Source organism: Halobacillus sp. B23F22_1, from assembly GCF_043497005.1.
GTDB lineage: Bacteria > Bacillota > Bacilli > Bacillales > Halobacillaceae > Halobacillus_A.
The window spans coordinates 17,175-39,288 of record NZ_JBIEKE010000003.1; the positions used below are offsets into that span (position 1 = coordinate 17,175).

Consider the following 22,114-nt stretch of genomic DNA (forward strand, 5'->3'; position numbering starts at 1 on the left):
TCTCTCCTTTTATTTTGTGATGGTAATGACATTCTCTGTATTATGATCCACTTCTCCAGCGGCCGTTACTTCAACTTGCTGACCTTCTTCAAGGTTTGTAAAGACGATTGGAGTAATGATAGAAGCAGCATTTTTACTTACATAATCAAGGTCAACTTCCATTAAAGTTTGTCCTTGTTTCACTTCTGCTCCATCTTCGACTTTAGAAGTAAATCCTTCGCCTTTAAGCTTCACAGTGTCAATTCCGATATGAATCAGAATTTCCATTCCATTTTCAGCTTGCAGACCAATCGCATGCTTAGTAGGGAATACATTGAGTACTTTACCATTAATAGGCGAAACAATTTTACCATCAATCGGTTCAATTGCAAAGCCATCCCCCATCATTTTACCAGAAAACACTTGGTCTGGCACTTCTGTAATTGGTAGTACTTTACCCTTAATCGGACTAACAAATTCTAAGTCTGCATCTGAGACGGGCGCAACAGCGCCAGCTTCTTTAGAACTTTCTTTTACATCTTCTTCTCGTTTACGAGGCGTTTTGCCGTCGATAATATCTTGCATTTGTCCGCGGAGTGTGTCTGAGACTGGACCATAAATAGCTTGAATGTTATTTCCTACTTCCATAACCCCTGATGCCCCAAGCTGTTTCAGACGGCTCTTGTTCACGTTTTCTTTATCGTTTACGGAAACTCTTAGACGTGTAATACAGGCGTCAAGATAGCTGATGTTCTTCTCGCCGCCCATCGCTTCTAGAATTTCAAACGGTAAATCATCCGCTTCTCCAGTATCTCCATCCACGTCCGCTCCTTCGTCTTCACGACCAGGTGTGGCAAGGTTGAACTTAAGAATCGCCCAACGGAAACCAAAGTAGTAAATGACAGAGAAGATAAGACCAATGATGATGACCCACCACCAGTCGGTTCGATTCGGCATAACACCGAAGAGAATAAAGTCAATCAGACCACCTGAGAAGGTTTGTCCAATTTTCACATTTAAAATTTCCATAGTCATAAATGATAAACCAGCGAAGATAGCATGAATACCAAATAGTAATGGTGCTACAAATAAGAAAGAGAATTCAATTGGCTCAGTGATACCAGTAAGGAATGAAGTTAAGGCTGCAGAAGCCATAATTCCCCCTACTACTTTTTTACGTTCAGGTTTAGCCGTATGGTAAATTGCTAAAGCTGCCGCTGGCAGTCCAAACATCATGAATGGGAATTTACCAACCATAAACGTTCCGGCTGTAAACTCAACACCATCTCTCAACTGTTCAAAGAAAATCGTCTGGTCTCCACGGATAAGCTCTCCAGCTTCATTTTGATAGGACCCAAACTCAAACCAGAATGGAGAGTAGAAAATATGGTGCAGTCCAAATGGAATTAATGAACGCTCAATGACCCCGAAGAAAAATGCTGAAATCGTTTGGTTCCCTTCAAGCATTAAATGAGATAGAGCATTTAACCCATTTTGTGCAAACGGCCAGACAACGAGCATGATCATACCTAAGAAAATCGCAGAAAATGCGGTAATGATTGGAACAAAACGTTTACCCGCAAAGAATCCTAAAAACTGTGGCAATTCAATTTTAAAGTATCGGTTATACATAAAGGCAGCCAGTATACCGACGATAATACCGCCGAACACCCCGGTTTGGAGGGTAGGTATCCCTAATACTTCAGCATAGGCAGGGTCTGATGTCATATCACTATCGACATTGCCAAGAACCCCCATAACCACATTCATAATTAAGTAACCGATAATCGCAGCAAGTCCGGCAACACCGTCACCTTTTGCTAGTCCAATCGCCACCCCTACTGCAAAGAGCAGCGGTAAATTATCAAAAACAACTCCACCTGCTTCGGCCATGACTTCCAGCAATGTTTGAACCCAAGGCGTTGTGAAGAATGGCACTTTGTCTGTAAAATCTTCCTGCGCAAAGCTTGTACCAAATGCCAGCAAAATACCAGCAGCCGGAAGCAAAGCAACAGGTGTCATTAATGCTTTACCAACTTTTTGTAAAGTACCAAAAGCATTCTTAAACATAAGTATTTCCTCCCTATTTTTTATTTGTGAGTACAAAACAGCAATTGTCAGAAAAATAAAACGGTTTCATGAGTACGTAAAGTGTAGAGGGGCTGTTTAACATATGATGGAGTATCCATGCTAAGAAAAGGAGCCCCTCGAAAGTAGTCGACTAACGCAAAAGCCGGCTCACCGTCAGGATTTTGACAACAAAAAAGGCATGAGTACAAAGGTTCAATCATTACGAAAAGGGTACACTTCTCCCTTATATCGTAACCATTAGATCCTTCGATACTCATGCCTGATCGTATCAGTAACACGTAACGTTAAGATTTTTTAGTTAGTCGCTGTAAATGAATCGTTAAATAGATTGCTTCTGATTCATCAACTGGTTTATTTAGCTGTTTTTGCATCACTTTAATTAACTTCCAAGCTAAATTATAGCATAACGGATATTCATTTTTCAACATGTTAGCCAGACGAATTTCCTCTCCAATACTTTCCTCCTGATATACCCGGTCAATCGCCCTGTGTAAGTGCTGAACAAGACGATGATAATCCACGCTGTGCTTGTCAATTGTTACGTGCATCGTCTCTTCTACTATTTCCACGAGATTTGTAATGAGCTTGTTATGAGTGTTTATTTCCCGAAGCGTTTTATCTGTTACTGCACTATGAATATGCAGGGCAATAAAACCTACCTCACCTTCAGGAAACTGCACACCTAATTTGTCATATACCATCGTTACGACTTCCAGTGCAATTTGATACTCTTTTGGATATAGGGATTCAATTTCTGGTAAAAAAGGATTAGTAAACTGCAAATTTTTTTGTGTTCTCTTAAGAGCGAATGCAAGGTGATCCGTTAATGCCACGTGAATATGTTCATTTAATTCCTGTCCCATTCGATTTTCGATATGGAACAAAAGGTCATTCATGAAGTCAATAAATCCTTCTTCAATATGAGGGATCAAATTCACATATTGCTGTTTTTCATTTTCATTTTTTAATAAAAATGTTTTATCCGCTTTATTAAACGAAATAAAGTCCCCTCTTTTTTTGCTAAATCCAATTCCCTTACCAATAAGCACAACTTCTTGATAGGACGGATGTTTAGCGATGACCACGTTATTATTCAGCACTTTATCAATCGTAATTTGTTCGTCCATATTTGCTCCCCCACATTATCTGACAAAAAAACGTTTTCAATGTCTCAGTATATTCTATCGTATAATCCACTATCAAATTTGACAACCATCGTCTTAGGAAAATTAAAGTATTTCTTTTGTCTAAATATAGCGTTCCGTGTAAAATCATTAGCGTGAATGTAAGTGCAAAGAGCCGAAAGGAGCATGGCAGATGATTAAATTGTTTATTAGTGACCTGGATGGAACGTTACTAGGAATGAATCACTACATTAAGCCTCACGATATAGAAGCATTAAAGAAATTAAAGGATAAGGGGATTGATCTCGCAGTAGCTTCCGGAAGGATGGACCATGACATCGCTCAAGTTTTGAGTAAAGTTGGAGTGTCCGGTCACCGTATCAGTCAAAACGGGGCTTTTGTTTATCATTCAAACGGTGAGTACATCTATTCAAAATCGTTTGAAATCGATAAAGCGAAAGAAGTCATGAATTTTATAAAGAATGAACCCATGGTAAAAACCGTATCAACAGAAGATAAAATTTATACGTCAGAGCACAACGAGTGGGTGGATCTAATATCCGAGCAGCTCTTTCAAGATGTGATCATTGAGCCGGATTTAATGAATCGCTTCGGAGATCATATCATCCCTGCTAAAATTACGCTTCATGGCAAAGAAGATGACGTAATATTAGCTTCCGGCCGGCTGCGCGAGCAATTTGGCAATGAACTAGACAGCTTTATTTCACACGAGTCATGTGTAGATATTATGCCTCAAATGATTAATAAAGGGAATGGAATTAAAGCCCTTCTCGATACGATTGGTTTAGAACCAAATGAAATTGCCTGCATCGGTGATTCCTTTAACGATCTTCCCATGTTTTCCGTAACTCCTCATAGTTATGCCATGTCTTCAGCACACCCTGAAGTACAGAAAAAGGCTGAGTACGTCGTTGATCATGTGTACGAAGCTATTGAAGATTTAAAAACGAAAGTTCTATATTAATTAAGAGTGCCCCTGCGATTGTAGAGGCACTCTTTTGCTTTAATGAATATTCTGCCTGTCTCATACACACCTTAGCAAAGATATAAACATTATTAGTAGTTTATAAATAACTATTCTTCTACAACATATTCCTCAATAAAGCGGTCAATCAATTCAAAAGAAAAACCTTTTCTATAGAGTCCTGATTTAACCTTTTGCTTTAGTTCATATCCCTCAGATTTCCGCTCGTATTTACGAAGAAATTTTTCTCCCTGGAAAACGACAGCTTCCCATTCCTGATCTTCCTCTTCTTCAGGCAGTTGTGTTAACGATTCTTTGATGATATCGCTGTTAAACCCTTTTTGCATAAGATGCTGCTGCACGTTTTGAATTTGTTGGCGCTGAGATTTTTTTCGATCACTTTTTAATTTCTTTTCTGCTAATTTCACAGCTTTCTCCACTTGCTGATCAAACGGAAACTCCTGTACCGCCTCATCGGCTAACGAAGCATCTACTCCTTTTTCAATTAACTCTTTCTTCAACATTAAAGGACCTTTAGTAGAAGTATTTATCCGGGTTCGCACTAATGCTTTCGCAAATTCTAGATCATCTAACAGCTTTTCTTGATATAGACGGCGGATGATTTCGTCAATATGCTCTTCGTCCACTTCTTTTTTCACTAAATAATTACGAATTTCTTTTTCTGAGCGCATTCTATAGCTTAAATAGTTAATCGTTTGGGTATATACCTTATGTATAGTATCTTTCTGGATTAAAGCTTCGATGGTAGACTCTTCCAGCTCCGTAGACTTCGAGAGCCTGTACTTAATTAAGATGTCTTCATCAACGCTGAAACCGTAGGCCTCCCCTTGACCTCGATCCAGATAGATATTGTACCGATTCTTATTCTTTTTCTGAGTCGTGATCCGAGTGATTTTCGCCACATTAACACCCCTTTTCCACTATTGTAGCACGGCTTGCTATCATTCGGTCACGTCTAAGAATCGTACCACTTACGAAGGAGGCATCTTTCATGAATATTGTTGTTACTGGAGGTACCGGATTTGTTGGTCAAAAGCTGACAAACGCGCTTATAAAAGAAGGTCACAAAGTCTACATATTAACGAGAAATCCCGATAAACATCACGACACGAATCAAATCACATATGTAGGATGGCTAAAGGAGGAGTACACCCCCTGGAAAGAACTACCTTCGATCGATGCTATAGTTAACCTTGCCGGTGAGTCACTAAACAGCGGACGCTGGACCGAAGATAAGAAACGCTCCATTATGAACAGTCGAATTGATGCAACTGAAGGCGTGCTAGAGATTATTGAAAAAGCTGAAACAAAACCTCAGGTTCTTGTAAATGCTTCGGCTGTAGGTTTTTACGGAAGGTCAAAAACAAAAACATTTACTGAAGCAACCACACAGCCTGGAAATGATTTTCTCGCTAATGTTGTAGTTGAATGGGAGAAACGCGCAGCCAAAGCTGCTGAGCTTGGAGTCCGTACTGCTTACGTCAGGTTTGGTATCATTTTAGGCGAAGAAGGTGCCTTGCCTAAAATGATTATACCTTATCGTTTAATGATCGGCGGGAACCTGGGTTCAGGAGAACAGTGGATGTCTTGGGTGCATGTGGATGATGTCGTTGGACTTATTACATTTGCTATTCACGAGAAAGAGATTAGTGGTCCGGTCAATGGTACCGCTCCTCACCCTATGCGAAACAAGGATTTCGGACAAACTTTAGGTAACGTGCTTAATCGACCTCACTGGCTTCCAGCACCGGCTTTTGCATTAAAAGCTGCTCTTGGAGACATGAGTACGCTGCTCTTAGACGGCCAATCCGTCGTACCCAAGAAAGCCACTGAACACGGATACACCTTTAAGTTTCCGGAACTGAGCCCAGCGTTGCATTCAATACTAGTCGATTAAAAGCTTGACCAGAGTCAAACATCGACAGGTGAAAGGAACTGGAAAGAGGCCTTTATCAGTTCCTTTTTATACTTAATAGGTTTTTGAAAACATCGGATTTTGGGTTCTCCTTAATTTTTTCCAGTGTTCTTTTTTGTAAAAGGGTTAAATGAAACGACGAAAAGTTTTATCTAATCGGTGGTGACGCCTATGGGAACAGTGCGAGCCGAAGCCCCACTTGGTAAAGGGAAGTTAGCTGAAGCCGTGCCCGCGCCCAGCATCAACCTAAAAGCGATGTGTGAGCTTCACCAAAGGATTTTTTCAGTGACATTAAGAAAATAGATATTTCTCTTTAAACGGACGGAAGAAGTATCTTCCGTTCTTTTTTTATGCTCTAGTTTTCATTTTTCGAAGTATAATAAAGAAAAGAAGATTAGAGGGGGAGTGCCGATGCAGACAATTATAAAGAACGTGCACATTCATCCGATTACAGCTCCATCTTTTAACAATGGGTGCATACACATTACGGACGGAAAGATCCAGGATTTTGGTCAAAGTCTGCCTATACCTGAGGAAGCTGAAATAATCGACGGGAAGGGGTATCACCTCTACCCTGGCTTTGTTGACGTTCATACGCATTTAGGATTATATGACGAAGGAACTGGATGGGCTGGAAGTGATGCGAATGAGACCATTGAAGCTACTACCCCCCACCTACGAGCTATTGATGGAGCTCACCCCTTTGATCCTGCCTTTTTCCATGCAAGAAAAGCAGGGGTAACTACAGCACATATTATGCCAGGGAGTGCTAATATCATTGGAGGGACGACGGCTGTATTAAAAACAATTGGTCACTCGATTAACGATATGGTGATTAAAGAGACGGCAGGCTTGAAAATGGCCCTTGGCGAAAATCCAAAACGCGTTCACTCTCCTTCTAAAAATGCTTCAATTACCAGGCTTGGAATTATGGGAACGTTAAGAGAAACTTTTTATCAAGCTCCAAAATGTGATCCAACCGACCTGCGCATTCAGCCTATTTTGAAAGCTTTAAACAAAGAAATTCCTGTCCGTATTCATGCACACCGTGCGGATGATATCGTCACAGCCTTACGTTTCTCAGAGGAATTTGACTTAGATTTAAGAATTGAGCATTGTACAGAAGGTCACTTAATTGCCGACAAGCTTACTGGTCGCGGGCTGCAGGTTTCAGTTGGGCCTACCTTGACTAGAATGTCTAAGATCGAGCTTAGAAATAAAACATGGCAGACTTATAAAGTATTGCATGAATACGGCATCCAAGTCTCCGTTACGACAGATCATCCATACACACCTATACAATACTTAAACGTTTGTGCAGCTCTTGCGACTCGTGAAGGATTCCCTATAGAAGATGCTCTACGAGGGATCACCATCACCCCGGCTAAAAATTTAGGGGTTGATGACAGAGTTGGCTCTATTGAGAAAGGTAAAGATGCCGATCTTGTTTTATGGAACGGACATCCTTTTGAATTCATGTCTACCCCGCTATGGACGATGATTGATGGAGAAATTGTATACACTCAGTAACTTGAATGAGGCTTTGACAATCGTCGAACCCTCATTTTATTTTGCTTAAAAATCATAACAGCACATTCAATATGCTTAAAAGGTTTTCTATTTTTAAAATTCGTGTATATTATAGTTATTCAAAAATTACACAATATTTAAACAACTCGTATAATGATATAAATTGCTTGAAGACCTTCTTCAGCAATTTATATAAATACAATACTATTTTAAAGGAGTGGGAACATGTCGAAATTATTTACATGTTGATAGTTATAAAGGGCCTGCCGTCTTCTTTGATTTAGATCAGTTACAAACCGGAGATGAAGTACTCATTTATGGACAAGGTTCCATTCTTACATTTGAAGTTAAAGAAGTGGTCGCTTACCCAACAAAGAAAGCACCGATTAATCAAATTTTCGGCTCATCTGACTCTCCTTCTTTAAACTTAATTACTTGTACAGGTTTGTATAATCGTGAAGCTGAAACCCATCAAGAAAGATTAGTGGTATATACGGAACTAGTGGCTCAAAAAGATGCATAATTACAGTAAAATTTAACAAAAAAATTTGCGCAGCGCCTATTCCTTTTTACAGAAAAATCGATTAAAATATTCTTACTATAATATATAGTAATGAACGAAGACAAAGGGAAGGCAAATGGTGCGCCACCAGCTTATGCTGGTTCTAGTGGGTTCGATTCCCACCCCGAATTTTTGTGGGCAATTGATAAAAATTCGAGGGTGGTTTGAACCAACTGAACTGTTTACTTTTCCTGCGTTCAGACTGCCCTCCTCTACCCATAAGGAGGGATTTTTTATGCTGAAAAAGCGTGACTTACACGACGTGCCAGCTCTGTTTGATTTGATGATTGACCCTGAAGTTTTCCCGTACGTGCGCCATAAAGCGGATACAAGCGATGAATATTATTTCATCACCAAACAGACGATTGAAGCTGAAGAACGCGGTAAGTTAATATCCCGGACGATCCTTGATGAGTGGGGACAGCCAATCGGCACCATCAACTTATTTGATATTCAGGAGAACAGAGGGTTTCTTGCCACATGGATTGGAAAACCTTATTTCGGTAAAGGATACAACCAAATAGCGAAAGAGGCTTTTTTTGAGGAATTGTTTTTCCAAATAAATATCGAAGGAATTTTCATGAAAATACGACGAGCCAACATCAGGTCTTTAAAAGCAGCTCAGAAAATGCCTTACGTTGTGAATGCCAATGAACTTTACCCAGATGTGTATCAATGGATTAATCGTCACGAGGAAGTATACGACCTTTATATGATTTCGAAAGAACAATATATGTTTCATTATTATGGAGGACCAACTTCAGATGAAGAAGTGTTGGAAGCATAGAACTATGCTTCCTTTTTTTACACAGTTTTAGGTACAGGTACACTCTTTTTATGCTGTGGCTTCTCTTTCTTAACTAAGTGATACGGAATGCTGATTTCTGGTGTTCCAAAGACTCCGTCAGCAATTTCGTATTTATTAAAAATTAAAGTTAATTTACCATCTTTGATATAGAAGGCCGTGTCTTTTCTTACACTTTGAAAGGATTGGATATTAAACGTTTCTGGATCGCTCGATAATTTTTTTTGAACTTCTTTGTTCAGCTTTTCAATATGAGCCACATCCTCCAGATTTAAAAATATTCCATCTTTTTTATTTTCGAAATTAATCGATCTCACTGATGATTCGTAATAATCCCCTCTCGTGATATTAGACGTCAAAATCACAGAAATAAGTGCTTTTTCCTCAATGACTGACGATTCTCCATAATATAAAATGGGAAACCCGACCGAATCTTCTCCTGCCCGTTTCACTTGCTTCATGGTTTCCTCTAATTCTTCTTTTATTCCATTATTGACTTCCTCTTCAAGCTTTTTGTTATCCAGTCCATCAAAGTTTGGAAAATCGATATGGATTTCATAATCCTGCATCACACGATCTTTATGCTGAATGCTATAAACACTTTCCGCCTTTACTGGATAAGCAAAAATCATCATAGCTGTTAGTAATAACAGTAACTTTCTCATCATAATCCCCCTTTTTGTTCACTTGTTTTTAGTGTGACCACTTTTATAAAAACTTATTGCCCTTGAAAATATTTCTAATATTTATTGAAATCTTCAATCTTTTTGGTAAACTTAATACAATTTCTAACAAAAGGGGGAAAGGGAATGATTAGAAAACTTACAGATATAGACGATCCAGCATGTCAGCGATTATTAGCTGAAAAGCCAGCAGAAAATTTATTTATTATAGGCGACATCGAAAATTTTGGTTATGACCAAGATTTTCAAAAATTATGGGGAGAGTTTAACGATCAACAGGAGCTTCACGCCATTTTACTAAAATACCATAACAACTACATCACTTATGCGAGCCAGCCTTTTAATGCCAAAGGATTTGCAGAGGTCGTTAACAAAGACCCGGAATTTATGCAATTATCAGGTCTCCAATCCGTTACAGAACAAATTCTTCCTTACATTGAACATACACCGAAGAAGACACGCTCCCTTTTCTACGCAAAATGTGACCACAAAGAAAAGCTGGAGTTAAACCTAAATACTTCGAATGTTCAGCTAGCTGCAGTGGAAGATGTCCCACGCATCATTGAACTACAGGATCAAATTCCAGAATTTGAGCAAGATAACAGCCGTGAAAGCAGTATGATTAAAGGAATTGAAGGAAGGTCATCCCGCATTTATTACATTGAAGAGAGTGAGCAGATGATTTCAAGTGCTTCTACTACAGCTGAAAACACTATGTCTGCAATGGTTGTTGGGGTTTGTACACATCCTGATTTTAAGCGAAGAGGCTATGCGAGCGCTTGTATGAAGAAACTTTGTGAGGATCTTTTAGATGAAGGAAAAATGCTTTGTCTTTTTTACGATAATCCGGAGGCTGGTTCCATTTATAAAAGACTAGGCTTTGAAGATATCGGTAAGTGGATGATGCATATATTCGAACCAGTAGAACAACCTGCTTCTTTATAAATTAACGCTACTGGAACATAAGTAAAGCAGAGTTTTCAAAAACGAATATTAGTATAAACGCAGATCACCAGCGTAGTCAAAATGGGAAGACTCCTGTGCACGAGTTAAAGATCCCGCTGTAAAGCGCTTTTTGTTTTCTCAGTACACTTATGCCGTTACCATGGAAAGGCAGTGATTTTGACGGAGCGATGGTTTGAAGTCTCCTTAACATAAATTATCCGAACGTGATTTCTCCATAATCGTTCGGATTATTTTTTTGTCCAGCGCGATTATTCAGGTATACTTATTTCGTTTCCTAATGGACCTTTCACACATAAAGAATTTCTTCACCGGTTGCCGATTATTTAGTAAAATTGCTTCGCTGGCTTCAGGCTGGTCCCCAAACTGCTTTTTTATAATAAGGTGACTCTGAAATGGAATAGTTCACTTAAGTCGCTAAACTATTTTTTTGTAAAATTATTTATGTTTGTTCACTTTACTTCATCTCAACAAAAATGACTTTTAACATTACGACTACACGGGTATGGTTCTACAAACACCTTATAGGAGGTAATTATAATTATGGATAAGTTAATGTTCATTCAAACTGGAATGGGAATTGATGTACACGGACAAAATGTCACACACGCTTCACTGCGTGCCGTTCAAAATGCCATTAATTCTAATTCGATGCCAGGGATACGCGAAGCTCTTCCCGATCAAGATTTAAATAACATGAAAGTAAAAGTAAAACTTGCCCTCCCTGCCGATCATGACAAACTGGATGAAGAAGAAGTAAAACAAGCGATACCTTACGGTGAAGTAACTGTGGAAAAACTAGAAGGCGGAATGATGACGACGAGCGGCATCGTGTTAGAAGAAAAGAACGATTCTAATGATCAAATGTATATTGTGAACGCTTCTGTTGAAGTAGGTTACTAATAGCGTGTAACTATTTCCATAGCTTTGGAAGAATAAAATGGAAGAAGATTGAATAATGCATAATATAATCCGAACGATTTTGTTGAAAATCAGTTCGGATTATTTATGTGCCAAGAAAAATTTTCACTTTTCAAAAGACTTTCCTTATTTTTCCCACTCATCGTGTTCATCTTTGTATTTTTCGTAATGAACGTTTCTCTCAAAATGGACATTTTCTTCCCCTGTATAACCATGAATATCAGTAGAAACAAACGGTTCGAATTCCTCCGTGTACCCCGAACCTTCATCTTCCTCTTGCACAGAGGAGTCCTCATACGTCATACTATTTTCATTAAATGAAGCTACCTGCTGATACGCATTTGGATCTCGATTATCCTCCTGATCAATCTCCCGTAAAACCTCTTCCTCAATACTTCTATCATCCGGAACATTTTTAGGAGAAGCAAACTCTTTTTTCGTCTTAGCTGTAGGTAAAGCTTTCAGTCTTTCCTCAGGAATTTTTTCTCCAGAAACTTCACATACTCCATAGGTTCCTTGTTCTATCTTTTGTAAAGCTGCATGGATGTCTTCAAGTTCCTGTTCAGCATGGTCCAATAACGCCATGTCTTTTTCTCTTTCATAAAGCTCTGTTCCTGAATCGGCAGGATGGTTATCGTATTGGGATAACTCTCCGGATGCCATGTCACTCGCAAATCCCCTATCTAATCCATAATGATTGTTATCCATCATTTTTTGCTCAATTTCTCGTTTTCTTTCTTCGAGCTGAGCTTTAAAATGCGCGTAATCCATTGTCATTCCTCCTGTTCAACCAGCTTACCTATAGTGTGGCTAAGGTGAAACGTTGTATTCATGAATAGAGGTCAACGAGTTTTTCAGCCGGCCTCCCTTAAGACCGCCTTTTTCCACATTATTTTCTTAAAGCCTGTAGAAAATCTTCTTTTAAATCTTCAATATCTTCTAGACCAATCGAGACACGAACAAGACCATCCGTAATGCCAAGTTCCTTACGACGTTCGGCAGGAATTGACGCATGCGTCATCATAGCAGGGACAGAAATTAAACTTTCCACTGCGCCTAAGCTTTCAGCTAACGTAAAATACTTCACGTTTCTCAACACTTGATCGGCTCTTTCGCCGCTTCCTACATCAAAAGAAATCATTCCTCCGTTGCCGCTCGCTTGACGCTCGTGTACCTCACGTCCTTTATGACCTTGTAAGCCGGGATAGTAGATATTTTTGATTTCAGGAAGAGATTCGAGGAATGCAACAAAGTCACGGGTATTATTCTCAATCTCTTCCATCCGGACCCCTAACGTCTTCATGCCTCGCATTAAAAGCCAGGAATCATGTGGACCTAGAATGCCGCCTGAAGAGTTCAATACGAAATGAACGTCTTCTGCTAATGCTTCTGATTTTACAACGACAAGCCCGGCGACGACGTCACTATGACCTCCTAAATATTTAGTTGCACTGTGAAGAACAATATCAGCTCCGAAGTTTATTGGGTTTTGCCAGTATGGGGTACTGAACGTGTTATCCACGATAAACATTAAACCTTTGTCCTTTGCTAAGTCTGCTACTTTTTTCATATCGGTTATTTTCAAAAGCGGATTAGTCGGTGTTTCCACATAAATGGCCTTTGTCTTCTCCGTTAATGCATCTTCGATATTTTCAACTTCACTAGTATCTACGAAACTGGCTTCTAATCCAAATCGATTAATCACTTTTGAAACCAGGCGGTAAGTCCCGCCGTAGACATCATCTGTAAAAACAATATGATCTCCCTGGTTAAATGTCATGAGAACCGCAGTAATCGCAGCCATCCCTGAACCAAAAGCAAAACCTGCATGACCTCCTTCAAGATCTTTAATTAACTGCTCAAGCGCAAACCTTGTAGGGTTTCCTGTTCGTGAGTACTCATAGCCTGTGTGTTGACCTACTCCCTCTTGCTTATACGTGCTCACTTGATAAATGGGTACTGAAACTGCTCCTGTTTCTTCATCACCTGTGATCCCACCATGAATCAACTGTGTTTTTTTCCTCATTGCTTTCACTCCTCATAAATTCCTTGGCTTAAATAACGTTCACTGCTATCTGGAAAAATAGTTACTATTCGTGCCCCCGGCTTAGCTTTTGCTGCTTCTCGTAGTGATGCTTCAAACGCTGCACCGGATGAACTGGCTACGAGCAGACCTTCGTTTAAAGCAAGCTCCTTTAACCGTTGAAAAGCTCTTTCATCCGTAACGGTATGAATCGCGTCAAAAAAACTTTTTTCCATATAGGGAGGGAGAAATTCCATACCAATCCCCTCGGTTCGATGAGGACCTGACTCTCCTCCATTTAAAATTGATCCCTCAGGTTCAACGATCACTGTCTTAATCGAGGCATCCTGTTCTTTTAAATAGCGCGCCGTGCCCATAAATGTGCCGCCAGTTCCTGCTCCGGCAACAAATATATCGATTTTACCGTCTAAATCACGGTAGATTTCAGGGGCAAGGGTTTCGTAATACGTATTTGGATTCGCCATATTATGAAACTGCTGAGGACTAAAAGCATCAGGAATTTCATCACACAGCTCTTTTGCTTTTCTAATAGCTCCAAGCATTCCTTCAGCTGTAGGAGTATGAACGATATGTGCTCCGAGAGCTTTCATCAATGTTTGCTTCTCTTTACTGAATTTTTCTGGAATAACGAACACAACTTTAAACCCTTTTCCAATCGCCGCAAGAGCAAGACCTATTCCTGTATTACCTGCAGTCGGTTCCACAATCGTACTTCCCGGCTTTAAATGACCGCGATTCAAAGCGTCTTCAATCAGTTTTAAACCCAGGCGGTCTTTCACACTGCCGCCTGGGTTCATAAATTCGAGCTTCGCAAATATTCTCACTTGATTCGGAATTGCAGAATGAGTCAACTCAATCATCGGCGTATGGCCGACAAGTGATTGCACGTTCGTAACGTAACCCATCGGTATTTCCTCACCTTCTAATGTTAAAAGACTTCCGTCCATTCATCACGCTTCTTAAGCAATTCTCGCGCAAGCTCTTTTGCACCTTCTAAACTGTGGCTGGCCGCAAAACCACATTGAACTTCATTACAAGCTGGAACTTCGTCCGCCTCTAGTACGTCCTGAAGCGTGTTCTCTAGTACTTCTAAAACATTTTCATAGCTGTCATCATTTAAAACAGCCAGGTAAAAGCCGGTTTGACAACCCATTGGTCCAATATCGATAATGCGGTCATGGTGGTTACGACTTTTTTCCGCCATCAGGTGCTCAAGGGAGTGAAGAGACGGCATTTCCATATGCTCCTTATTCGGCTGTTTTAGTCGAATATCATATTTATAAATTTTGTCTCCATGATCGCCTTCTGTCACTCCAACTAATCGGACATAAGGTGCTTTTACTTTCGTATGGTCCAAGTTAAAGCTCTCAACGTTCATTTGTGGCATACATCATTCTCCTTTTCTAGCCTGGATTAACCAGGCAAATTTGTTTAATGGTTTAAAAGATACGTCAAACCCTAGCTGTAAAAACATTTGTTCAAGGTCATCCAAATAAGGATAATACTCCTCTCTCAAATCTTGAGCTAAGTTCATGAAACCCTTTCGTTCCGCTTCGCTGATTAATTGCTGTTTGTAATCTTCATTTTCAAACAGCGTATCTATAAAAATGATTTCTCCATTTGATTCCAGTTTATCATAATATTCTTTTAAGGCTAACCTTTTCTCCTGGTCGTTTAAGTGGTGAAAAGCAAAAGAACTTACAATGGAACGAATGGGCATTTGAAGCGTCGGAAATTGAATGAAATCGCCTGCATATACAGCTGCTTCAGGACATTTCACATTCGCAATCCTTCTCATTTCTTCTGAAGGTTCAATTCCGACCACGACTTTATGCTGCGCAATCATTTTCTGTGTTAAATTAGCAGTCCCTACTCCAAACTCAAGAACAGGGGAAATAGAGAGATCAGCTAATTCCTGCAGCATCGTGTCGTAACCTTCAAAAACTTCCTTATATTCTGGATCACTGCCAGAAACTGTATCATCATATGAGCTCGCCCATTGATTAAAAAGGTCGACAAACTCCACACCCATTCTTCTCATCTCCTATTATGCATAATTCCTATCATATAACTCGGAATTACATCTTTAACTTATCATATTTCACTTCTCATCTCAATGTTCGTCATTTTTACTACAAAAAAAGAAGCGAGGAGATCGCTTCTCAGACTGTCGAAAAAGCTTAGAGGGGTTTATTATAAGATTATAGGTGGGGTCATTCCTATTAGTATGAAGAAAAGGAAAGAAAAAAACGCCGCTTTCCGCGAGTCCACTGAAAAAATCCATGGAATCGTGAAGGTACACCAAGCTGCAAACTCTGTTTTCTTAAGGACACAGCTTGATTAAGTGGTTTTTCCAGTGATCTATCTCGAAAAAGGGATTTAAAAAACGGCGAGACTCCTATGGGAGATACGAATAAGGTGTGACCCCGGAGGGCTATAAAGCCCGAGGAGGCACACCATTCGCCCATGGAAAGGGAGTCGTTTCCTAAAACCCTTTACTCTTTCTAATGCGAGAAGTGTTTACATTGTCGAGGTAAAAGAGAAAATTAAGGTTTTTCTACAAGCTGATAAGCGAGGAGATCGCTTCTCCCTTTTACTTTCGCCGTCTTCTTTTTCGCTGCTCATCTTCTTTGTCCTTTTCCTTTTTACGAGGAGCAAGACCAGCCAACGTACGACGTTGCAGTTTCTCTCCAATTCCCTTTTCAATCGATTTCAGTGCTTGCTTATCCTTCGGGGCAGCAAACGTAATGGCGAGACCTTTTCCACCTGCGCGTCCGGTACGTCCGATTCGATGGATATAACTTTCTGAGTCCTGAGGAATATCATAGTTAAACACGTGGGTAATGCCTTCAACATCTATTCCGCGTGCCGCTACATCCGTAGCTACTAAATATTGAATCTTGGCATCACGAAATGCCTGCATGACTTTCTCACGTTTTGCCTGCGATAAATCTCCATGCAGTTCGTCTACTTCAAACCCATGAGACTTCAATGCTCCGTGCAGTTTAATCGCTCTTCGTTTCGTCCGGCAGAAGATCACAGCTAAAAACGGCCGGTGCTCGTTCATAATTTGAATTAAAGTATCCTGCTTGGCACGGTCTGTCGTCTCATAGACAAGCTGCTTGATTGCTTCCAGGGTTACTTTTTCTGCTTGAACTGAAACCTTCTCTGGTTTCTTCATAAACTTATTCGCTAAGCTTTTTACTTGAGGCGAAATCGTTGCAGAAAAAGCGCTCGTCTGTCTTTCGAAAGGCGTTTCAGCAAAGATCTCAGTTACATCGGGCAGAAACCCGGCTTCAAGCATCTGATCGGCTTCATCCAAAACTACATATTCGACGGCTGCAAGAGATATCGTCTCTCTTCGAACATGATCTAACAGCCTTCCCGGAGTAGCCACTACGATATGCGTACGTCCTTTTAATCTTTTCGCTTGCTTAGCCACATCTTGTCCGCCATACACGGCCAGTACACCGATTTCTTCTGGACGAAGCTTTTCCACTTCATTCGTAATTTGCAAAGCTAACTCACGAGTTGGAGCAACGATCAACCCCTGAACCTCTGAGATATTCGTGTCTACTTTTTGTAAAAGAGGCAAAAGAAATGCCAGTGTTTTCCCGGTTCCAGTTTGTGCTTTAGCAACTACATCTTTACCATCAAGTAATAAAGGAACAGCCTGCTCCTGAACCGGAGTAGGTGCAGTCATCCCGTGGCGTTGTAATTTTATTCGCAGCTGCTCCTCTATCCCTACATCTTTAAAGTTTTTCATTTAATTCACTACTTTCCTAATATACATCCATCCTCTTATTGTACCTCGGATCACCAATTAATGAACATTTTTATTTTCAAAAACCCATATAATATAGATAAACATACGTGGAGGAGGTCGGCTGTCAATGGACGTACAAGTAAGGGGAGGCGACTCCTTATGGTCTTATTCCAATACTTTTAATGTCCCTCTGCCTCTTATTATTAATTCCAATCCAACTATTAACCCTTCTATGTTATCCATCGGACAAACCATTCAAATTCCTGGCTATCGACTGCAGCGTTACACCATTTTACAAGGAGATACTTTTTATAAAATTGCTACAAGAAATCGAATCTCCATTGATGGTTTATTTTTAGTTAATCCCGGCGTAAACCCAAAGGAATTGCAAATCGGTCAGACCGTGAACATTCCTAAACGTATCACCACTACCATAATTAATCCCCGTCAAAATTATGATTTTAAAATGTTGACAGCTGATTTAGAAGTCTTGGGTCAGCTTTATCCTTTTATGAGAAGAAGGACGATTGGGCACAGCGTGATGGGGAAAGATCTTATAGAAATTCAAATTGGCAATGGAGACAAAATCGTACATTGGAACGGTGCTTTTCATGCCTACGAATGGATTACTACATCAGTGATCATGGAGTTCATAAACACCTATTTACTAGCGCTTACGAATAATGAGACGATACGCGGCCGTTTCATGTTCCCTTTCTACGATCAAGTTACTTTATCCATCGTGCCGATGGTTGACCCTGATGGTGTAGAACTCGTCTTAAATGGCCCCCCCGACGGCTCTTATGGGGAAGAAGCTTTGCAAATCAATGGAGGGAGTACTGATTTTAGCGGGTGGAAAGCGAACATAAGAGGTGTAGACTTAAACAATCAATTCCCAGCTAATTGGGAAATTGAAGCTGAGCGTAAACCTAAACAACCAGCTCCTAGAGATTTCCCCGGATACGCACCTCTGACCGAACCAGAAAGCGTCGCCATGGCCGAATTAGCCGGCGAATTAAATTTCGAAAAGATGCTTGCCTTCCACACGCAGGGTGAAGTCATTTACTGGGGATTTGAAAACCTTGAACCCCCAAGAGCCCGTGAAATTGTGAATGAATTTTCAAGAGTTAGCGGCTACGAACCTATTCGTTATGTTGATAGCTTCGCCGGCTATAAAGACTGGTTCGTACAGGACTTTCGAGAGCCAGGGTTCACGGTTGAGCTTGGCCAGGGAATCAACCCCCTCCCAATAACTCAATTTGATGAAATTTATCAAAAAACACTCGGAATCTTTTTAGCAAGTATGTATATTTAGAATCATTAGGGGCGGTTCCTTTTGGTGCTTTACTATAGCAACAAATAAAGCGATGCGCACAATTTGTGAGCATCGCTTGTCTTTTCCCTATATTTTATCCTTATCCATGTGGCCATCATGCTTTTTCAAAATAGCCAGCGCTTCATTATAATCATCTTTATCTACATCAAACTGGAGCAGATGCGTAAGATGGTCTGTTTCTGGTGGTGTATCCTCATCAGTAGTATTTTTGTTAGGTTTAATAAAATCTTTAAAACCAGCTACTCCGGCTGTAGTACCTTGGTTTAATACCGGAACAACTCCTGTTAATCGAGATTCTTCCGGGATAGGCTCCATAAAAGGATTCGATATAGAAAGCTTCTGGAGTGAAGCCTTTGCACTTTCTGCATCATTTTCAGTTTTGAAAAAAGCCTCAATATGCTTTTTCATCGGTCTAACCCTCTCCTTTATACATGAGATTCGATTCAATACTTACACTATTCCCCAAATAACATGAACTATAACTTTAGAGCAGCTGTTTTCTATGTAGACGATAAAAACCCCTTTCAAAAGAAAGAGGCTCCCCTATTAATTAATATGCTTTTTAGCGAGTGCAAGTTGTTCCTTCACCTGCTCAAATCCAGTACCGCCCTCACTTGCTCGAGCAGCTACAACGTGATCAGGCGCTAATTTTTCATAAATGTCTTCTTCAAACAACTTAGAGAACTGCTGATACTCTTCAAGCTTTAAATCAAGCAAATACTTGCCTTGCTCAATCGCATACAGCACCACTTGACCGATGACTGAATGAGCTTCACGGAACGGCAGCCCTTTAACAGCTAAATAATCTGCGATGTCTGTAGCATTAGAGTAATCTTCATTGACCGCCTGACGCATATTCGCATCCTTTACTTCCATAGAAGCCAGCATAGGGGCCAATAAGGAAAGTGCCCCGTCTAACGTTTCTACCGTGTCAAACATGCCTTCCTTGTCTTCCTGCATATCCTTGTTATAGGCAAGCGGAAGACCTTTAAGTAATGTAAGTAATCCCATTAAATTTCCATAAATACGACCAGTCTTCCCGCGAAGAAGTTCCGGTACATCCGGGTTCTTCTTCTGAGGCATGATGCTGGAGCCTGTACAAAACGCATCATCTAACTCTACAAAATCAAACTCCTGGCTGCTCCAAAGAATTAACTCCTCAGAAAGTCTGGAAATATGGGTAATTAAAATGGAGGAAATCGACAAGAATTCGAGAATAAAATCACGGTCACTGACGGCGTCTAATGAGTTAGGATAAACGTTCTCAAATCCGAGCGCCTCTGCTGTCATCTTTCGATCGACAGGATAAGGCGTTCCCGCAAGCGCTGCAGCTCCAAGTGGAGACCAATCAATTCGTTTGATGCTGTCTTGAAGACGTTCTTTGTCACGCTCAAACATCCAGAAATAAGCTAATAAATGATGAGCAAAAGAGACAGGCTGGGCACGCTGTAAGTGCGTATACCCTGGTATTATGGTATCGACATGCTGTTCTGCTTGATCGGCCAACGATTTCTGAACAGCCTCCACTAAACCGATCAGCTGATTTGTTTTCTCTTTTAAATATAAGTGCATATCTGTAGCTACTTGATCATTACGGCTTCTGCCTGTATGAAGCTTTCCTCCCACAGGACCAATCTCCTCAATCAGCAGCCTTTCAATATTCATGTGTATGTCTTCATCTTCTACAGAAAATTCCACATCATCATTCTCAATTTTTTTCTCAATCGTCTGCAGTCCTTCTTTTATCTGCGCTGCTTCTTCCTCAGAAATGATGCTGCACTTGCCCAGCATTTCTACGTGCGCTTTGCTGCCCTGAATATCTTGTAATGCTAGTTTAACGTCAAAACCGATCGAAGAGGTATACTCTTCGACCAGCTTATCTGTTGGTTTTGTAAATCTTCCGCCCCAAAGCTTACTCATTCACACTCACCGGCACTTTCTTTGCTTTAATTTCTTTTGCTTTATGCACATCTGCATTCACTTTTGTTGGCAATCCCCATAGTTTAATGAATCCTACAGCTGCATCGTGGTCAAAAGCATCATCTTTTGAATACGTGGAAAGCTCTTCATTATAAAGACTAACTGGAGATTTCTTCCCTATTACATTGTAATGGCCTTTAAACAGCTTCACTTTAACCGTTCCTGTAACGACTTGCTGGGTTTCTTCCACAAATGCCTGAAGTGCTGGCTGAAGTGGAGAATACCATAGGCCGTCGTAAATCATTTTGGACATTTGCTGTTCAACGTTTACTTTATATTGAGAAACTTCTCTCGTTAACGTAATAAACTCAAGCTCTTTATGCGCATTGATTAAAATCATAGCTGCTGGATTTTCATAAACCTCTCTGGACTTAATTCCAACGAGACGGTTTTCCGTATGATCAATACGTCCCACTCCGTGCATACCACCTAAGTCGTTTAGCTTCTCAATAAGAGGTACAAGATCCATCGACTGCCCATCCAATGCAACAGGAATCCCTTGATCGAACTCGATTTCAATCGTATCTGGTGTATCTGGTGTTTTCTCAATTGGATTTGTCCAGGCGTACGCCGCTTCAGGTGCTTCCATCCAAGGATCTTCAAGCACACCTGCTTCACAGGCACGTCCCCAGATATTCGCATCAATAGAAAAAGGGTTTTCTAGATTAACAGGGATTGGAATCCCTTTTTCTTCTGCATACTTAATTTGCTCATCACGTGTCATACCCCATTCTCTTACCGGAGCAATCACTTCCAAGTCAGGGTTTAACGCTTGAATGGAAACTTCAAATCTTACCTGATCATTCCCTTTACCTGTACAGCCGTGAGCCACGGCTACTGCACCTTCCTGTTCTGCCACCTCAACCAGCAGTTTAGAAATTAAAGGACGGGACAGCGCTGAAGATAAGGGATATTTCCCTTCATAAAGTGCATTTGCCTTCAGAGCCGGCATTAGATAGTCTTGTGCCAGCATTTCCTTTGCATCTACCATGATCGCCTTAATAGCCCCAACATCAAGCGCTTTTTGACGAATGGCTTCAAGATCCTTCCCTTCGCCCACATCAAGTCCAAGAGCAATCACATCGTACCCGTACTTCTCTTGAATCCACTTCACTGAAATCGATGTGTCCAATCCGCCTGAATATGCTAATACTACCTTTGGTTTTGCCATAGTAAATGCCTCCTTATAAATTTCCGTATATTTTCCATCAAAAAAGTCCGCCTCTTCTTGCACAAGAGACGGACTTCATAACATCCGCGGTACCACTCTAATTGTCTATGAAAATAGACCAACTCGTATGCTGATAACGGGTGCTCCCGGCTCTGACTACTGTTGTTTCACCAGAACTTCTCAGAAGGGCGTTTCAACGTATTTCGAATACCAGGCTTTCACCACCCCTGATTCGCTG

The 22,114-nt window shown here is 40.5% G+C and carries 21 protein-coding genes and 1 other annotated feature (1 of these 22 running past the window's edge); of the genes, 8 read left to right on the forward strand and 13 right to left on the reverse strand.

The window, feature by feature from the left end:
* Positions 1 to 9: 9 nt before the first annotated feature.
* On the reverse strand, positions 10 to 2,049 hold the full coding sequence (gene ptsG / locus ACGTNH_RS15130; protein ID WP_394587741.1) for a glucose-specific PTS transporter subunit IIBC: 2,040 nt from the start codon (positions 2,047 to 2,049) through the stop codon (positions 10 to 12).
* 305 nt (positions 2,050 to 2,354) lie between these two features.
* A complete protein-coding gene (glcT, locus tag ACGTNH_RS15135; protein WP_394587742.1) occupies positions 2,355 to 3,197 on the reverse strand; it encodes a glucose PTS transporter transcription antiterminator GlcT in 843 nt (280 codons plus the stop codon).
* 190 nt (positions 3,198 to 3,387) lie between these two features.
* Between glcT and ACGTNH_RS15140 the strand changes: the two genes are divergently transcribed.
* On the forward strand, positions 3,388 to 4,179 hold the full coding sequence (locus ACGTNH_RS15140) for an HAD family hydrolase (RefSeq protein WP_394587744.1): 792 nt from the start codon (positions 3,388 to 3,390) through the stop codon (positions 4,177 to 4,179).
* A 110-nt stretch (positions 4,180 to 4,289) separates the two neighbouring features.
* On the opposite strand, the gene recX is transcribed toward ACGTNH_RS15140, so the two are convergent.
* Entirely contained in the window at positions 4,290 to 5,102 is an 813-nt protein-coding gene (gene recX / locus ACGTNH_RS15145; protein WP_394587745.1) for a recombination regulator RecX, read from the reverse strand.
* A gap of 89 nt (positions 5,103 to 5,191) precedes the next feature.
* Between recX and ACGTNH_RS15150 the strand changes: the two genes are divergently transcribed.
* The 4 genes from ACGTNH_RS15150 to ACGTNH_RS15165 all read left to right on the forward strand — a co-directional run bounded on the left by ACGTNH_RS15150 (position 5,192) and on the right by ACGTNH_RS15165 (position 8,994).
* Entirely contained in the window at positions 5,192 to 6,097 is a 906-nt protein-coding gene (locus ACGTNH_RS15150) for a TIGR01777 family oxidoreductase (protein ID WP_394587746.1), read from the forward strand.
* A 429-nt stretch (positions 6,098 to 6,526) separates the two neighbouring features.
* On the forward strand, positions 6,527 to 7,645 hold the full coding sequence (locus tag ACGTNH_RS15155; protein ID WP_394587747.1) for an amidohydrolase: 1,119 nt from the start codon (positions 6,527 to 6,529) through the stop codon (positions 7,643 to 7,645).
* A 217-nt stretch (positions 7,646 to 7,862) separates the two neighbouring features.
* Complete coding sequence (locus tag ACGTNH_RS15160) at positions 7,863 to 8,168, forward strand: class F sortase (protein WP_394587749.1); 306 nt, start codon at positions 7,863 to 7,865, stop codon at positions 8,166 to 8,168.
* A gap of 274 nt (positions 8,169 to 8,442) precedes the next feature.
* Positions 8,443 to 8,994 (forward strand): GNAT family N-acetyltransferase, encoded by a 552-nt coding sequence (locus ACGTNH_RS15165; RefSeq protein WP_394587750.1) that lies wholly within the window; start codon positions 8,443 to 8,445, stop codon positions 8,992 to 8,994.
* 17 nt (positions 8,995 to 9,011) lie between these two features.
* Here ACGTNH_RS15165 and ACGTNH_RS15170 read toward each other — a convergent pair whose 3' ends face one another.
* Positions 9,012 to 9,677 carry an RsiV family protein gene (locus ACGTNH_RS15170; protein ID WP_394587752.1) on the reverse strand — a complete coding sequence of 222 codons (666 nt, stop codon included), beginning with the start codon at positions 9,675 to 9,677 and terminating at the stop codon, positions 9,012 to 9,014.
* Between the two features lie 144 nt (positions 9,678 to 9,821).
* On the opposite strand from ACGTNH_RS15170, the gene ACGTNH_RS15175 reads away from it, so the two are divergent.
* Together ACGTNH_RS15175 and ACGTNH_RS15180 are read left to right on the forward strand one after the other, a co-directional pair.
* Positions 9,822 to 10,640 (forward strand): GNAT family N-acetyltransferase, encoded by an 819-nt coding sequence (locus tag ACGTNH_RS15175; protein ID WP_394587754.1) that lies wholly within the window; start codon positions 9,822 to 9,824, stop codon positions 10,638 to 10,640.
* Positions 10,641 to 11,201: 561 nt separating this feature from the next.
* Positions 11,202 to 11,561, forward strand: a complete 360-nt coding sequence (locus ACGTNH_RS15180) for a Lin0512 family protein (RefSeq protein WP_394587756.1) — start codon at positions 11,202 to 11,204, stop codon at positions 11,559 to 11,561.
* 144 nt (positions 11,562 to 11,705) lie between these two features.
* Here ACGTNH_RS15180 and ACGTNH_RS15185 read toward each other — a convergent pair whose 3' ends face one another.
* From ACGTNH_RS15185 to ACGTNH_RS15210, 6 genes are all read right to left on the reverse strand, one after another.
* Entirely contained in the window at positions 11,706 to 12,350 is a 645-nt protein-coding gene (locus tag ACGTNH_RS15185) for a TraR/DksA C4-type zinc finger protein (RefSeq protein ID WP_394587758.1), read from the reverse strand.
* 118 nt (positions 12,351 to 12,468) lie between these two features.
* The gene (locus tag ACGTNH_RS15190; protein WP_394587759.1) at positions 12,469 to 13,605 is read right to left on the reverse strand and encodes a bifunctional cystathionine gamma-lyase/homocysteine desulfhydrase; all 1,137 of its coding nucleotides are present in this window, start codon (positions 13,603 to 13,605) and stop codon (positions 12,469 to 12,471) included.
* A 5-nt stretch (positions 13,606 to 13,610) separates the two neighbouring features.
* Positions 13,611 to 14,528 carry a PLP-dependent cysteine synthase family protein gene (locus tag ACGTNH_RS15195; protein WP_394588498.1) on the reverse strand — a complete coding sequence of 306 codons (918 nt, stop codon included), beginning with the start codon at positions 14,526 to 14,528 and terminating at the stop codon, positions 13,611 to 13,613.
* Positions 14,529 to 14,551: 23 nt separating this feature from the next.
* On the reverse strand, positions 14,552 to 15,010 hold the full coding sequence (locus tag ACGTNH_RS15200; protein ID WP_394587761.1) for an S-ribosylhomocysteine lyase: 459 nt from the start codon (positions 15,008 to 15,010) through the stop codon (positions 14,552 to 14,554).
* Between the two features lie 3 nt (positions 15,011 to 15,013).
* Entirely contained in the window at positions 15,014 to 15,655 is a 642-nt protein-coding gene (locus ACGTNH_RS15205) for a class I SAM-dependent DNA methyltransferase (RefSeq protein WP_394587762.1), read from the reverse strand.
* 561 nt (positions 15,656 to 16,216) lie between these two features.
* Positions 16,217 to 17,389, reverse strand: a complete 1,173-nt coding sequence (locus ACGTNH_RS15210; RefSeq protein WP_394587764.1) for a DEAD/DEAH box helicase — start codon at positions 17,387 to 17,389, stop codon at positions 16,217 to 16,219.
* Positions 17,390 to 17,516: 127 nt separating this feature from the next.
* On the opposite strand from ACGTNH_RS15210, the gene ACGTNH_RS15215 reads away from it, so the two are divergent.
* On the forward strand, positions 17,517 to 18,704 hold the full coding sequence (locus ACGTNH_RS15215; protein WP_394587765.1) for a M14 family metallopeptidase: 1,188 nt from the start codon (positions 17,517 to 17,519) through the stop codon (positions 18,702 to 18,704).
* A gap of 87 nt (positions 18,705 to 18,791) precedes the next feature.
* Here the strand turns inward: ACGTNH_RS15215 and ACGTNH_RS15220 are convergent, their stop codons facing one another.
* The 3 genes from ACGTNH_RS15220 to ACGTNH_RS15230 all read right to left on the reverse strand — a co-directional run bounded on the left by ACGTNH_RS15220 (position 18,792) and on the right by ACGTNH_RS15230 (position 21,876).
* Complete coding sequence (locus tag ACGTNH_RS15220) at positions 18,792 to 19,133, reverse strand: hypothetical protein (RefSeq protein WP_394587767.1); 342 nt, start codon at positions 19,131 to 19,133, stop codon at positions 18,792 to 18,794.
* A gap of 138 nt (positions 19,134 to 19,271) precedes the next feature.
* The gene (gene argH, locus ACGTNH_RS15225) at positions 19,272 to 20,645 is read right to left on the reverse strand and encodes an argininosuccinate lyase (protein ID WP_394587768.1); all 1,374 of its coding nucleotides are present in this window, start codon (positions 20,643 to 20,645) and stop codon (positions 19,272 to 19,274) included.
* Positions 20,638 to 21,876 (reverse strand): argininosuccinate synthase, encoded by a 1,239-nt coding sequence (locus ACGTNH_RS15230; protein ID WP_394587769.1) that lies wholly within the window; start codon positions 21,874 to 21,876, stop codon positions 20,638 to 20,640. The genes argH and ACGTNH_RS15230 overlap by 8 nt, the downstream gene beginning before the upstream one ends.
* 61 nt (positions 21,877 to 21,937) lie before the next feature.
* Positions 21,938 to 22,114, reverse strand: a binding site (T-box leader) (it continues 40 nt past the right edge of the window).